12 protein-coding genes and 2 pseudogenes are annotated in these 13,319 nt (G+C 68.7%); 6 read left to right on the forward strand and 8 right to left on the reverse strand.

The features are described from left to right. Window positions 1-9: 9 nt before the first annotated feature. The 6 genes and pseudogenes from Q4V64_RS26385 to Q4V64_RS26410 all read right to left on the reverse strand — a co-directional run. Window positions 10-1,158 carry a glycosyltransferase family 2 protein gene (locus tag Q4V64_RS26385; RefSeq protein WP_253266997.1) on the reverse strand — a complete coding sequence of 383 codons (1,149 nt, stop codon included), beginning with the start codon at window positions 1,156-1,158 and terminating at the stop codon, window positions 10-12. A 190-nt stretch (window positions 1,159-1,348) separates the two neighbouring features. Next, a complete protein-coding gene (locus Q4V64_RS26390; protein ID WP_124440631.1) occupies window positions 1,349-1,603 on the reverse strand; it encodes a DUF6458 family protein in 255 nt (84 codons plus the stop codon). A 98-nt stretch (window positions 1,604-1,701) separates the two neighbouring features. Further along, complete coding sequence (locus Q4V64_RS26395; protein ID WP_124440630.1) at window positions 1,702-3,000, reverse strand: M18 family aminopeptidase; 1,299 nt, start codon at window positions 2,998-3,000, stop codon at window positions 1,702-1,704. An 85-nt stretch (window positions 3,001-3,085) separates the two neighbouring features. Further along, complete coding sequence (locus tag Q4V64_RS26400; protein WP_124440629.1) at window positions 3,086-4,927, reverse strand: acyl-CoA dehydrogenase; 1,842 nt, start codon at window positions 4,925-4,927, stop codon at window positions 3,086-3,088. A 154-nt stretch (window positions 4,928-5,081) separates the two neighbouring features. Beyond that, window positions 5,082-5,309, reverse strand: a pseudogene (locus Q4V64_RS26405) (intradiol ring-cleavage dioxygenase); the annotation flags it as partial. Window positions 5,310-5,832: 523 nt separating this feature from the next. Then, window positions 5,833-5,946: pseudogene (locus Q4V64_RS26410) on the reverse strand (intradiol ring-cleavage dioxygenase); the annotation flags it as partial. A 180-nt stretch (window positions 5,947-6,126) separates the two neighbouring features. Here Q4V64_RS26410 and Q4V64_RS26415 point away from each other — a divergent pair. Continuing rightward, entirely contained in the window at window positions 6,127-6,597 is a 471-nt protein-coding gene (locus tag Q4V64_RS26415) for an SseB family protein (protein WP_124440628.1), read from the forward strand. A 21-nt stretch (window positions 6,598-6,618) separates the two neighbouring features. Here the strand turns inward: Q4V64_RS26415 and Q4V64_RS26420 are convergent, their stop codons facing one another. Continuing rightward, the gene (locus Q4V64_RS26420; RefSeq protein ID WP_124440627.1) at window positions 6,619-7,353 is read right to left on the reverse strand and encodes a TetR/AcrR family transcriptional regulator C-terminal domain-containing protein; all 735 of its coding nucleotides are present in this window, start codon (window positions 7,351-7,353) and stop codon (window positions 6,619-6,621) included. Window positions 7,354-7,533: 180 nt separating this feature from the next. Between Q4V64_RS26420 and Q4V64_RS26425 the strand changes: the two genes are divergently transcribed. Both Q4V64_RS26425 and Q4V64_RS26430 read left to right on the forward strand, forming a co-directional pair. Then, complete coding sequence (locus tag Q4V64_RS26425) at window positions 7,534-9,081, forward strand: MFS transporter (RefSeq protein WP_124440626.1); 1,548 nt, start codon at window positions 7,534-7,536, stop codon at window positions 9,079-9,081. 169 nt (window positions 9,082-9,250) lie between these two features. Beyond that, window positions 9,251-10,222, forward strand: a complete 972-nt coding sequence (locus Q4V64_RS26430; RefSeq protein ID WP_124440625.1) for a pirin family protein — start codon at window positions 9,251-9,253, stop codon at window positions 10,220-10,222. Window positions 10,223-10,288: 66 nt separating this feature from the next. Here the strand turns inward: Q4V64_RS26430 and Q4V64_RS26435 are convergent, their stop codons facing one another. Further along, window positions 10,289-10,969 carry a hypothetical protein gene (locus tag Q4V64_RS26435; RefSeq protein WP_124440624.1) on the reverse strand — a complete coding sequence of 227 codons (681 nt, stop codon included), beginning with the start codon at window positions 10,967-10,969 and terminating at the stop codon, window positions 10,289-10,291. Between the two features lie 62 nt (window positions 10,970-11,031). Between Q4V64_RS26435 and Q4V64_RS26440 the strand changes: the two genes are divergently transcribed. The 3 genes from Q4V64_RS26440 (at window position 11,032) to Q4V64_RS26450 (ending at window position 13,274) form a co-directional block, all read left to right on the forward strand. After that, window positions 11,032-11,448 (forward strand): MerR family transcriptional regulator, encoded by a 417-nt coding sequence (locus tag Q4V64_RS26440; RefSeq protein ID WP_124440623.1) that lies wholly within the window; start codon window positions 11,032-11,034, stop codon window positions 11,446-11,448. A 96-nt stretch (window positions 11,449-11,544) separates the two neighbouring features. After that, entirely contained in the window at window positions 11,545-12,624 is a 1,080-nt protein-coding gene (locus Q4V64_RS26445; RefSeq protein ID WP_124440622.1) for a MerR family transcriptional regulator, read from the forward strand. 8 nt (window positions 12,625-12,632) lie between these two features. Continuing rightward, window positions 12,633-13,274: a hypothetical protein gene (locus Q4V64_RS26450; protein WP_124440621.1), complete on the forward strand. Its 642-nt coding sequence runs from the start codon at window positions 12,633-12,635 to the stop codon at window positions 13,272-13,274. Window positions 13,275-13,319: the final 45 nt, after the last annotated feature.

Genomic DNA, 13,319 nt, shown 5'->3' on the forward strand with positions numbered 1-13,319 from the left:
GGGGGTGGGTCATGTGGCCACCCACTTCTCCTCGCTGCGGCGCAACAGGCCCCACAGCGAGGAGAAGTAGACGGCGTGCTGGAAGAGGTCGTAGAGCATCTCCGGGAGCATCAGCGCCGCGACCAGGACGGCCCTGGGGCCGGCGCGGCGTACGGAGACGGTCTTCTCGACGACGAAGATCAGGCCGATGGCGGTCCAGAACGGTGAGAAGCCGGGCCAGCCGTACAGCGTCGTGTAGGTCGTCATATAGAGGAGGTAGGCCAGGAACGACAGCGCGCCGAATCCCATCAGGAGCTGCTGGAGGAAGTAGCGGGTGGTGACCCGTGTCCAGCCGTAGTCGCGCAGGTTCTCCAGGGCGCCGCGCTGCCAGCGCAGGCGCTGGTGCCACAGTTTGCCGAGGGTGGGCATGACCTCGGTGGTGACCTCGCAGCCGACGGGGGACATGGCCCGGTAGCCGAGGGTCTTGACCGCCTTGGTCATCTCGTCGTCCTCGGTGAGCGAGGCTAGGCTGTAGTAGCCGGTGCCGCCGCCGATCTGCCCGGCGCGGCGGGCGGCGCGCACCTCGCGCAGGACGCGGGCGCGGAACATCGTGCCGGTGCCGGTCAGCACCTGTGCCTTGCCGCCGGTGCGCTCCAGCTCCCAGGCGTAGCGGTGGAACTCCATGCGCTGGAGCAGGCCGAGGAAGCCGCCGCCCTGCTCGCCGTAGAAGATGCCGCCGACGGCGCCGACCCTGCGGTTGAACGTGGCAAGGGCGGTCTCGGCGAACCAGGGGTTGAGCACGGTGTCGGCGTCCTGCACCAGCAGCAGGTCGCGGTCGTCCAGGTGCGGCAGGATCCAGGCGATGGCCTGGTTGAGGGCGCCGGCCTTCTTGTGGGTGTTGCCCTGCGTGTGGAAGACCTGGGCGCCGTGCGCCATGGCGACGGCGGCGGTGTCGTCGGTGCAGTTGTCGGCGACCACCACGACCAGGTCGGGGCGCCGGGTCTGCTGCCACAGGCCGTCGATGGCGGCGGCGATGCGGTCCGCTTCGTTGTGGGCCGGTATCAGGACGGCGAGGCGCGGTCTGCCGACCGGTTCCTCGGGGGCGGCGTGGGCGCGGCGGGAGGCGTGCCGAGGCGCGCGGTGCTGCCGCGGGCCGCCGGGTACCGCAAGATCGAGCATGGCGGGACCCCCCTGATACGACCCTCGCGCCACGAGCAGGACCCGATACCGCACACCCCCCGGGTCCCTGAGACCTTCTCACTCTTCACTATTTCCCTACAACCCGACAAGTGGTCTCGAGTAACGGAATCCTCACGGTTGTCTCTTTTTACCCCGTGGGCCCTGTTCGTGACGGTGGCTCAGATCGGGTTCAGTAGCCGTAACCGTCGCTGTATCCGTCACGGCGGCTGTGGTGGTGCCGCTCCTCTTCCACGACGGGCGTATTGGGTGGCATCACGACCCGCCTGCGGCGCGCGATGCTGCTGAAGGTGCTGACGCCGATCAGTCCGACGACCATCAGAATGATGCCGACCAGGTCGAGGTTGACCCCCTGCATGTCCCAGTCGGTCGCGAACGTGAGGATGGCTCCCACGGCGATGAGGATGATGCATCCGCCGAGGCCCATGAGTGTCGCCTCCCTGTGCGGTCCGGTCGTTCCGGTCCGCGCCCCGGGTACCCAGGCCGGCAACGCCCATGCGGCAGCAGGCCTTTCCCGGACAGGCGCTATCCCTCGAGGAACGCCACCAGCGCGTTCGCCAGCAGATGCGGGTCGTCGGCGCCGCACAACTCCCGGGCGCTGTGCATCGACAGGATCGCCACGCCGATGTCGACGGTCTTGATGCCGTGGCGGGCCGCGGTGATCGGGCCGATCGTCGTGCCGCACGGCATGGAGTTGTTGGAGACGAAGTTCTGGAAGGGTACGTCCGCCTGTTCGCAGGCGGCGGCGAAGACGGCCCGCCCGGAACCGTCCGTGGCGTAGCGGTTGTTGACGTTGACCTTCAGGATCGGCCCGCCGTTGACGCGCGGGTGGTGCGTCGGGTCGTGCCGTTCCGCGTAGTTGGGGTGGACCGCGTGCCCGGTGTCCGACGACAGACAGACCGTCCCCGCGAAGGCTCTCGCCCGGTCCTCGTACGACCCTCCGCGCGCGAACACCGAACGTTCCAGCACGCTGCCGAGCAGCGGGCCGTCCGCGCCCGTGTCCGACTGGGAGCCGTTCTCCTCGTGGTCGAAGGCGGCCAGCACTGGGATGTGGGCGAGGCCGGAGTCGGCCGACGCCACCGCCGCCAGCGCGGCCGTGCCGGCGTGCACCGACAGCAGGTTGTCCATGCGCGGACCGGCGACCAGCTCCCTGTCGCGGCCCAGGTAGGCCGGGGGCTCCACGGAGTGGGTCATCAGGTCCCAGCCGGTGACCTCGCCCGCGCCGATCCCGGTCTCCTCTTCCAGGAAGGCGATCAGATCGCCGTCGCGCACGTCGTTGCCCAGCCCCCAGACGGGCTGCAGGTGCCGCTGCTTGTCGAGCTTGAGACCCTCCGAGGACACGGAACGGTCCAGGTGGATGGCGAGCTGCGGGACCCGCAGCAGCGGGCGGTCCACGTTCACCAGCCGCGTCGAGCCGTCCCGCAGGGTGAGCCGGCCCGCGAGGCCCAGGTCGCGGTCGAGCCAGGAGTTCATCAGCGGCCCGCCGTAGATCTCCACGGCGACCTGCCGCCAGCCGTGCGCCCCCGAGTCCGGCCGCGGCTTGACGCGCAGGTTGGGGGAGTCGGTGTGCGCGCCGATGATCCGGAAGGGGGTGTGCGGCGCGGCGCCCTCGGGGACGTACCACGCGATGATCGCCCCGCCGCGCAGCACGTACTTGCCGCCGGTCGACCCGTCCCAGGCGTCCGTCTCGGCGACCTGGCGGAAGCCGGCCTTCTCCAGCCGCTCGGCGGCGTTCGCCACCGCGTGGTACGGCGACGGGCTTGCCGCGAGGAAGGACATGAGGTCGTCGGTGTGGCCGCGGTCGAAGCGGGAGGGTGCGCTCATGGGTTCACCTTAACGACGTACGAAGGCCCGCTCCTCATCACTGAGAAGCGGGCCTTCGCAAGGATTGCGTGGAGGCGGAGGCAGCCTAGAACGCCGCCTCGTCCAGCTCCATCAGGTCCAGCTCGACGCCCTCGGCCACCTTGCGGGCCAGGGTCACGCCGGGCAGGACGTTGGCCGCGAAGAACTTCGCCGCCGTGATCTTGCCGGTGTAGAAGGCCACATCTTTGGAAGACACAGCCTTGGCGGAAGCGGTCTCCAGCTTCTCCGCCGCCACCGCGGCACCCTTGAGCAGCAGGTAACCGACGACCACGTCACCGGTGGCCATCAGCAGGCGGGTGGTGTTCAGGCCCACCTTGTAGATGTTCTTGACGTCCTGCTCGGTGGCGGCCAGATCGGTGAGCATCAGGCCGACGATGGCCTCCAGCTCGACGGCCGCCTTGGCCAGGTGCTCGCGGGCGCCCGCAAGCTCCTCGCCGCCGGTGCCCAGCGCCAGGAACTTCTTGATGTCCTCGGCGAGGGAGTTCAGCGCCGCGCCCTGGTTGCGGACGATCTTCCGGAAGAAGAAGTCCTGGCCCTGGATCGCGGTCGTGCCCTCGTAGAGGGTGTCGATCTTGGCGTCGCGGATGTACTGCTCGATCGGGTACTCCTGAAGGAAGCCCGAGCCGCCGAAGGTCTGCAGCGACTGGGCGAGCTGCTCGTAGCCCTTCTCGGAGCCGTAGCCCTTGACGATCGGCAGGAGCAGGTCGTTGAGCGCGTGCTCGGTCGAGGTGTCCTCGCCGGTCGCCTCCTTGACCGCGATCGCGTCCTGGATCGAGGCGGTGTAGAGGACGAGCGCCCGCATGCCCTCCGCGTACGCCTTCTGCGTGATCAGCGCGCGGCGGACGTCCGGGTGGTGGGTGATGGTGACCTTGGGCGCGGTCTTGTCCATGAAGTTCGCGAGGTCCGGACCCTGGACGCGCTCCTTGGCGTACTCGAGGGCGTTCAGGTAGCCGGTCGACAGCGTCGAGATCGCCTTCGTGCCGACCATCATCCGGGCCATCTCGATGATCCGGAACATCTGGCGGATGCCGTCGTGCTTGTCGCCGATCAGCCAGCCCTTGGCGGGGTGGCGGTCGCCGAAGGTCATCTCGCAGGTGTTGGAGGCCTTCAGGCCCATCTTGTGCTCGACGTTCGTGGCGTAGACGCCGTTGCGCTCGCCCAGCTCGCCGGTCTCGAAGTCGAACTCGTACTTCGGCACGAGGAAGAGGGACAGGCCCTTGGTGCCGGGGCCGGCGCCCTCGGGGCGCGCGAGCACGTAGTGGAGGATGTTCTCCGACATGTCGTGCTCACCGGACGTGATGAAGCGCTTGACGCCCTCGATGTGCCAGGAGCCGTCCTCCTGCTGGACCGCCTTGGTGCGGCCGGCGCCCACGTCCGAGCCGGCGTCCGGCTCGGTGAGGACCATGGTCGAGCCCCACTGCCTGTCGACGGCGATCCGGGCGATCTTCTTCTGGACGTCGTTGCCCTCGTCGAAGAGGATCCCGGCGAAGGCCGGGCCGGAGGAGTACATCCACACGGCCGGGTTCGCGCCCAGGATCAGCTCGGCGTACGACCAGATCAGTGACGGGGGTGCCGTCGTGCCGCCGATCTCCTCGGGCAGGCCCAGGCGCCAGTACTCGGAGTCCATGAAGGCCTGGTAGCTCTTCTTGAAGGACTCCGGGACCGGCGCGGTGTTCGTCTCGGGGTCGAAGACCGGCGGGTTGCGGTCGGCGTCCGCGAAGGACTCCGCGAGCTCGTTCTCCGAGAGGCGCGTCAGCTCCTCCAGGATGGACTTCGCGGTGTCCGTGTCCATCTCCGCGAACGGGCCGGTGCCGTACAGCTTGTCGCGCCCGAGCACCTCGAAGAGGTTGAACTCGATGTCGCGGAGATTCGACTTGTAGTGCCCCATGGCGACGGCTCCGTTGAGGGATTCGGCGAGGCACTGACTCCTCGCACCTGGTTCACGTACCAATAAGTAGCTACGATGATGCTACCCGTCGGTAATAAGAAGCAACCCCAAACGGACAGGTGTGACGCGTCAGACCGTCACCGTGGGCGTCGCCTCAGACCGGCACCGTGAGCGTCGCCGTGTAGCCCTTCTCGACGCTGCCCGTCATCGTCGCCAGCTGCTGCTCGTAGCCGTCGCTGAAGATGTTGTCCGACTCCAGGGACAACTGGCTCAGGTTGCCGACGCTCTCGCTGTAGCCGTCCGTCGCGTACACCGTGTCGCAGACGTCCTTCGGCAACGCGAGCTGGGAGGTGTTCGTGATGGACGTGGCCGCCGTGGCGTCCTTCTCCTGATGGCCTGTGGCTCCTTGGTGCGACTGGGTATCACGGGGTGGTGTTCAATGTGGTGGGATCAGCCTTTTATGGCACTTTCCGGTGATTGTTCATCGTGAGGTGCAGGAGCGTGATCGTGCATTCGGTAGCGTGCGTGTCACTGCGTGTCACTGCGTGTCACTGCGTGTCACTGCGTGTCACTGCGTGTCACTGCGAGGCCGGTGAGAGCAGCAGTCACGATTCCGGTCTCCTTGAGAATCCGCCCCGTGCCCAGGAAAGCGACGCGGGGTCCCCGCCCCGCCCGGGTCCACACCGGGCGGAAAGCGTCCGGCGGGGCGGATACCCCAGCCTCCGAATCGCCGCAGCCGGCGGCGCCACAGGCGGCAGGTACCGCCCACGATGAGCACCCGCACCGCACCCGGCGGCGACGGCCCACGGTCTCACGGCAGGCGTCCAAACCCCGCCCAGCACGACGGACCACTTCCCGGCATCCAGGAAAACCCAGGATCACCCAGGGAACCTCAGCTCATCAGCGACGCTCGCCCCCGCGAGCAGCCGGATCATCCGGCGGCGGGCGAGGACGGGGAGGTCGTAGGAGAGACCTCTGTCGTGCTCGTGGACGTCGTCGCCGTGGTGGTGTCCGCTCATGGCCGCGTCCCCTTACCGCTGATTGCTCGCGCTTTGCTGTTCCGTGGTGCCTTCTTGATACGTCGGACGCTATGGGTGCCGGCTGTGCGAAACCAGGGCCCGCACCTGTCAAGTCCCTGTGGAACGCGCGCACGCTCGTACGGCCTCCCCCGCCCCGGTCCTCTCGGTACGCTTACGCCCATGTACGGCTACGACCAGAACGTGGGCGGCGGCGCGCAGCAGCAGTACGCCCCGCCGCAGCAGCCCATGTCCGGCGGCTACGGCCAGCAGCCGCCGCTCTACCCCGAGCCGTCCCCGCCCTCGCTCGCGGACGCGGTGCGGGCCTTCACCACCGGGCAGATGTCCGCCGAGGACTTCCAGCAGGTCTTCGCGACCTCGAAGGTCTACTGCCCGCGCGGTGACAACCCGGGCTTCCTCGCCCTGCACAACACCCAGCAGCCGGTGATCCCGATGTTCACCTCGCTGAAGGAACTGCGCAGGTACGCGGGCAAGGAGTCCAAGTACTTCGTGATCACCGGCGCCGAGGTGATCGACCTGCTCCCGACCGGGTACGGCTTCGTCCTCGACATGGAGGGCGAGCACCGGATGGTCTTCGACGCGAAGGCCGTGGAGCAGATGGTCGAGTTCGCGATGCGCCGGATGTACGGCTAGACGCCATTGCTGCGCAGACGGCTAGCTCTTGTCGGGCAGCCGCAGCGCCAGCCCGTCGAGGACGACCTCCAGGCCGTAGGCGAACTTGGCGTCCCGCAGGGCCACGGGGTCCGTGGTCGCGGCGGTGAGGTCGTCGTGCGGGCCGGCGAGGTGCTCGTAGCCGGCGGCGGCCTGCTGGGCGGCGGGTGCGAGGCGGGCGATGAAGTCCGCCTCGGTCTCGCCGGAGCGGGCGACCGTGGTGAGCCAGGCGGCCTCCGTGGTGCTCATGCCGATCACGTACGACAGGACCGTGTCGATCGCGCCGGACGGTTCGGGGAATCCGGCCGCCGTGAACAGGGCGGCCAGGCGCTCGGAGAAGGACATCAGGTTGGGGCCGAGGTAGGCGAGCCCGGCCTGGCCGAGGACCGAGGACAGCCAGCGGTGCCGTAGGGCCGCCGTACGGAACGAGCCGGCCGCGTCCGTCACGGCGGCGCGCCAGTCCGGGCTGTCGGCGGGCGGTACGTGGATCTCGGCGGCGACCTCGTCCACGGCGAGCTCCATGAGCTCGTCCTTCGTGGCGACGTGCCGGTAGAGGGAGGTCGCGCCGGCGTTCAGGCGGGCGCCGAGCTTGCGCATGCTGAGGGCCTCGATGCCGTCGGCGTCCAGCATGACGATCGCCTCGCGCACGATCGCGTCGCGGCTGAGGGCGGGCTGGTCGGCCTTGGCGCGGGGCCGGGCCCAGACGGACGGGATCGGGTTCGTCGACTTGGCGGCCATGGCGGCTCCCTCTGGCTCGGGCGTGCGTACGTCGTTCGCATTCAGCGTACAGAGTTCTGCTCTTGCGCACACCGTTCCGCCATGCGTACAGTGTGCGCATCGAACGAACGGTGTACGCGCGAACGTACTTGCGAACGTACGCACGAATGTGCGCACGCATCAGGAGCGAAGGGACGCCCCATGGAACCCCGCAACCCACGTCGTTGGTGGATCCTCGTCGTGCTCTGCCTGAGCACGCTGGTGCTGGTGATCGACAACATGGCGCTCACCGTCGCGGTGCCGGCGATGACCGAGGACCTCGGCGCGAGCGCCCAGGACACGCAGTGGATCCTCGACTCCTACATCCTGGTCTTCGCGGGTCTCCTGCTGACCTCCGGAAGCCTCGGTGACCGGTTCGGCCGCCGGAAGGTGATGCTGATGGGGCTGCTGCTCTTCGGGGCGGCCTCAATGGCCGCGTCCTTCTGCACCAGCCCCGGCGAGGTGATCGCCGTACGTATCGCGATGGGTGTCGGCGGCGCGCTGATCATGCCGTCCACCCTCTCCATCCTCATCACCGTCTTCGACGAGGAGGAGCGCGGCAAGGCGATGGCGGCCTGGAGCTCGGTGTCGATGCTGGGGCTGGTGGGCAGCCCGGTCCTGGGCGGCGTACTGATCGAGCACTTCTCCTGGCAGGCGATCTTCTTCATCAACGTGCCCGTCGTCGCCCTGGCCCTGCTCGCCGGTGTCACGCTCATGCCGGAGTCGAAGGCCCCGTGGCAGAAGGCGGACCCGCTGGGCGCGGTGCTGTCGGCGGTCGGTATGACGGCGCTGGTCTGGTGGATCATCGAGCTCCCGCAGCACGGGGCGTTCGGCGGCCGCTCGACGCTCACGCTGGCGGCGGCGGTCCTGTCCCTGGCCGGCTTCGTGGTCTGGGAGAACATCACCCGCTCGCCCATGGTCCCGCTGGTCCTCTTCAAGCACCGCAACTTCAGCGGCGGCTCGCTCTCCCTGGCTCTCGTGCAGATCGGCAACGGCGGTCTGCTGCTGATCCTCACCCAGTACCTGCAGTTCGTGCTCGGCTACTCGGCGATCGAGGCGGGCCTGGCCTTCCTGCCGCTGGCGGTGACGGCACTGGTCGGCAACGGCGTGGGCGTGAAGCTGGCGGCGAGGATCGGCAATCGCTTCGTGATCCTGGCCGGCATGCTGATCATGGTCGCCTGCTTCGCCCTGATGACCACGGTCTCGGCCGACTCCGGCTTCGGGGTCCCCGCGGTGGCCCTCGGTCTGCTCGGCCTCGGCGCGGGTCTGGCGATGCCGGCCGCGGTCGGCGCGCTGATGAGCACCATCCCCGCGGACAAGGCGGGCGTCGGCTCGGCCCTGAACGACACCATCCAGCAGGCCGGTACGGCGCTGGGCATCGCGATCCTGGGCTCGCTGCTGTCGAGCGGCTTCAAGGCGGAGATGCCGGTGGACGCGCCGGAGGAGGCCAAGCGTTCGATCGCGGAGACGCTGGCGATCGCTGGCGGCGACAGCGGCGACAGCGGGCTGATCCGGGCGGCGCGGGAGGCCTTCACGGCCTCGATGTCGACGACCTTCACGGTGAGCGCGATCGGTGTCCTGGCGGCGGCGGTGCTGGCGACGCTGGTGATGCGGGACGGGAAGGGCGAGCAGGCGTCGGGGGTCGACTCGGGAGCGGAATCGGGAGTGGAGGGAGCGGACTCGGCGAAGGAGGCGGAGTTGGTCGCCTGACCCTGATTGAGTTGTCCGGGAGGCCGGTGCCCTGCGCGGGGCACCGGCCTCCGGCGTTGTCCGCGTCCGCCGCCGCGTTCTCCGGCGGGAATGCCCTGTCGGCCTTCTCGGTTGAGGGTGGCAGAAAGTTCAATGCTCAACTAAACTCGGAGCACAAGGAGGTACCGACATGCCTGCAGTGACCGTCGAGAACCCGCTGACGCTGCCGCGCGTCGCCGCATCAGCCGATGCCGTGGCCCGTCCCGTGCTCGCCGTCACGACCGCGCCCAGCGGTTTCGAGGGCGAGGGCTTCCCGGTGCGCCGTGCGTTCGCCGGGATCAACTACCGCCACCTGGACCCGTTCATCATGATGGACCAGATGGGCGAGGTGGAGTACGCGCCCGGGGAGCCGAAGGGGACCCCCTGGCACCCGCACCGCGGCTTCGAGACCGTCACCTACATCATCGACGGGATCTTCGACCACCAGGACTCCAACGGCGGTGGCGGCACCATCACCAACGGCGACACCCAGTGGATGACGGCAGGCGCCGGCCTGCTCCACATCGAGGCTCCGCCGGAGTCCCTCGTCATGTCCGGAGGGCTCTTCCACGGGCTCCAGCTGTGGGTGAACCTCCCCGCCAAGGACAAGATGATGACGCCGAGGTACCAGGACATCAGGGGCGGCAGCGTCCAGTTGCTGACGACCCCCGATGGTGGGGCCCTCCTGCGCGTCATCGCCGGTGAACTGGACGGTCACCAGGGCCCCGGCATCACGCACACCCCGATCACCATGGTCCACGCGACGCTGGCACCGGGTGCGGAACTCACGCTGCCGTGGCGTGAGGACTTCAACGGGCTCGCGTACGTGCTGGCGGGGCGTGGCGCGGTGGGCGCGGAGCGCCGGCCGATCCACCTCGGTCAGACGGCCGTGTTCGGAGCGGGCTCCTCGCTGACCGTCCGCGCGGACGAGAAGCAGGACTCGCACACGCCGGACCTGGAGGTCGTCCTCCTCGGCGGTCAGCCGATCCGTGAGCCGATGGCGCACTACGGCCCCTTCGTGATGAACACGCGGGAGGAACTGCAGCAGGCGTTCGAGGACTTCCAGAAGGGGCGGCTGGGGACGATCCCCGCCGTTCACGGAATGTCTGAGGGCGGGCTGTAAGAGTCCCTGTGACCAAGAAGAAGCCTCGTCCGGTGAGCGGCGGACGAGGCTTCCTTGTCGTTGAGGTCAGGGGCGGGCCTGAGGCAGCATCAGGTCGTCTGTGAGGGCCCCGGGGGGAACGTGGTCAGGACGCCAGGTCGTCGGGGCGATGGCGCCGAACGGTTCATAAGCAAGAACGTCCGAGTGAGTCGAGTCGGACCATTCTTCGATGACGATGACCTCGATCGGATTTCCGTCCTCGTCGCGACCGATTCCGAGCGTGGCGCGGACCAGACCCGGCGTTCGTCCGCCGCGCAGCCGGGCTGTCTGCTGTTTCACCAGCGCATGGACGCCCGCGTCGTCCGTGACGGGGAGCCGCCGTGTCATCCACTTCTGGGCGACCGTGTCGTCGTGCGCGACCACACCGACGATCTCGGTCAGCGACCGGTCCCGCTCGATACCGGCAACCCGTTCGTCGATCGCCGCGCCAGGGATCGACGCGACGTGGTGGACGTAGTGGTCGCGTGCGGCGGCGGTGGTCCACAGCGACTGGAGGAACAGCGTCGGTTCCGCCGGCGAGCGAAGCACCGAGAACTGGATCAGCCCGTCGGACCGGGGCATCACCTCCAGTGCGCCGCGAGCGGCTTTGTCCGCCTCCGCCGCCGTGGGCAACCGCCACCAGCTGTCGATTCGGGCCTTGGCATCGTCATGGTGAGTGGCAACGTGTGCTGGCCGCATCGCTCGGGCTTGGGTCTGCTGATCGGTCATGCCTCCACTCTGGGTATTGAACATTTGTTGAAGGCAAGGTCCCGGCGGTGGAAAGTGATGTCATGGCAGACACCAGCAATCTGACTGATTCGCCGCCGACCGTTGGTCCACGCGATGCCGGCTTGACCGTCGGCGACGTCGCTCGAGAGTCAGGGGTTGCCACTTCGGCGGTGCGCTTCTACGAGCGGTACGGCGTGATCGAGGCGGAACGAACCAGCATCAACCACCGGGCTTTTGATCCGTCGGCGGCGTGTCGGATCAAGGTGGCCAAATTGGCCCAGGGCGTCGGCTTGACCGTTCGTGAGATCGCGGAGCTGCTCGCCGACTTGCCCCCCGACCCCCAACCTGACGACTGGGCCGAGATCGCTCAGCAATTGATGGACGAGGCTGAGCGTCGAGTGGCCGCACTGCGCGGCTACCTGACGGAGATCGCCTCCGCCGGCAAACTCTGCGAGGTCGTCGATCGGATGAGCCAGTGAGCCAACGCGCCGGACCTGGAGGTCGTCCTGCTGTGATCCTCCGGCTTGACGTCCGTGCTTGACCTTCAAGTCGCTTGAAAGCCGACACTCGCCTGCATGGACGACACCGACGGATTGATGAGCATCGGCGCCTTCGCCCGCCAGGTGGGACTGGCGCCGAGTGCTCTGCGGTTCTACGACGACTGCGGAGTGCTGCCTCCGGCCCACGTGGACGAGGCGACCGGCTACCGCTACTACGCCCCTGACCAGGAGAACCGCGCGATTCTGGTACGGCGGCTGCGGGAAGCCGGGATGCCGCTGACCGACACCTCGGTGGTGCTCGACGGCACGCGCGAGGAGGCACGTGCCGTGCTGGCGGAGCACGCGCACCGGGCGCGGGAGACCGCGGCGTCGGCGCAGGCGGCGACCGAGCGGATCCTTCGCGATCTGCTGGGCGGGGCCGCCGGGACCGAAGTGCGGCTGGGCGGGGCGGAGCTGGCCGGCGCCGTACGGCAGGTCGCGCCCGCGGTGGCGAGCGGTGCCGGGCAGGCGGAGTTCCCGACGCTCGGCTGTGTCCTCGTGGAGGTCGATCGCGAGGAAGTACGCCTGGTGGCCACGGACCGCTACCGCTTGGCGGTCCGCGCGCTTCGGCCGACCTCGGGCGAGGGCGTTCGGCCCGGTCCGTGTCACGTCCTGGTCGACGTCCGGGAGTTGAGGGACGCCGCCTCCTGGGCCATGCGTCTCCCGACCGTCGACCTCGAAGTGGACGAGCAGGGGGCGAGGCTTCGAGACGGCGACGCTGTGCGTGTCCTGCCGACCGTCGACGGGACGTTCCCCGAGTACCGGATGATCCTGGACGATCTGCCGACGCCCCGGCACCGGGTCATCGTGGACCGGGCGGCTCTTCGCACGGTGATCGCCGATGCTGGGTACGAGGGTCCGGTGACGCTGCATGCGCAGGAACAGCGGCTCGAACTCACGTCCCATGACTCGGGAACGTCCGGGTTGGCCGCGATCTGCACCGGGCCGCCGGTGCGTATCGCCTTCGACCCGGCGGTGCTGGTTCCGGCCCTCGACGCCGGCGTCGGTCCCGACGTATTGCTGGAGATCTCGTCGCCGGTCCAGCCGGTGGTGGTCCGCTCGGCCGACCAGGGGAGTTTCACGACGTTGGTGATGCCGGTTCAGGTGAGCGAGTGAGGGACGCCATGGACCCCGACAATCCCGTCGTGAACCTGTGCGCGCAGGGCATGCGGGCAGAGTCCGAAGGCCGGAACGCCGACGCCCGTGACCTCTTCGAGCGGGCCTGGCAGACCGCCGCCGACGACTACGAGGCGTGCGTCGCCGCCCACTACCTCGCGCGGCACCAGCCGACGCCACAGCAGACCCTGCACTGGAACCAGGAATGCCTGAACCGCGCGGATCTGGTCGGAGACGAACGGGTCAGCGGTTTCCACGCCTCCCTGCACATCAACATGGCCAAGGCGTACGGCGATCTGGCCGAGCCCGGCAAGGCGCGCGAGCACTTCGAGCTGGCCGCCGCGCACGTGGATGCGGTGCCGTCGGGGCAGTACGGCGACTGGATGCGGGTCGCGGTCGCGGAGGGGCTGCGGGCCACGGGAGCGACGGAAGCGCGGGCCGTCGACGGTCTGTTGCGGGCGCTGTTCGTCAAGTTCTGTGCACGCGGCGACTTGAAGGCGCTGGGGCTGGTTCTGCCGGCCTATCTCACCGATCTCGGAACAGAGGATGACCGGATGCGGCTGGTCACGGCGTTGCAGATGGTCCATGCGGCGGGGTGGCTGCCGGAAGAGGAACGGCAGATACTGAGTAACGCCATCGGTGTGCTGTAGATCTCCGGTACGGTACGACGAGGCCCGAAGCCGCAACCTTGTTTT

This window comes from Streptomyces sp. NL15-2K (assembly GCF_030551255.1).
Taxonomy (GTDB): domain Bacteria; phylum Actinomycetota; class Actinomycetes; order Streptomycetales; family Streptomycetaceae; genus Streptomyces.

Coding starts and splice junctions, on each gene's coding strand:
- Q4V64_RS26385 (WP_253266997.1), bottom strand. CDS start 1,158: ATGCTCGATCTTGCGGTACCCGGCGGCCCGCGGCAGCACCGCGCGCCT.
- Q4V64_RS26390 (WP_124440631.1), bottom strand. CDS start 1,603: ATGGGCCTCGGCGGATGCATCATCCTCATCGCCGTGGGAGCCATCCTC.
- Q4V64_RS26395 (WP_124440630.1), bottom strand. CDS start 3,000: ATGAGCGCACCCTCCCGCTTCGACCGCGGCCACACCGACGACCTCATG.
- Q4V64_RS26400 (WP_124440629.1), bottom strand. CDS start 4,927: ATGGGGCACTACAAGTCGAATCTCCGCGACATCGAGTTCAACCTCTTC.
- Q4V64_RS26415 (WP_124440628.1), top strand. CDS start 6,127: ATGTACGGCTACGACCAGAACGTGGGCGGCGGCGCGCAGCAGCAGTAC.
- Q4V64_RS26420 (WP_124440627.1), bottom strand. CDS start 7,353: ATGGCCGCCAAGTCGACGAACCCGATCCCGTCCGTCTGGGCCCGGCCC.
- Q4V64_RS26425 (WP_124440626.1), top strand. CDS start 7,534: ATGGAACCCCGCAACCCACGTCGTTGGTGGATCCTCGTCGTGCTCTGC.
- Q4V64_RS26430 (WP_124440625.1), top strand. CDS start 9,251: ATGCCTGCAGTGACCGTCGAGAACCCGCTGACGCTGCCGCGCGTCGCC.
- Q4V64_RS26435 (WP_124440624.1), bottom strand. CDS start 10,969: ATGACCGATCAGCAGACCCAAGCCCGAGCGATGCGGCCAGCACACGTT.
- Q4V64_RS26440 (WP_124440623.1), top strand. CDS start 11,032: ATGGCAGACACCAGCAATCTGACTGATTCGCCGCCGACCGTTGGTCCA.
- Q4V64_RS26445 (WP_124440622.1), top strand. CDS start 11,545: ATGGACGACACCGACGGATTGATGAGCATCGGCGCCTTCGCCCGCCAG.
- Q4V64_RS26450 (WP_124440621.1), top strand. CDS start 12,633: ATGGACCCCGACAATCCCGTCGTGAACCTGTGCGCGCAGGGCATGCGG.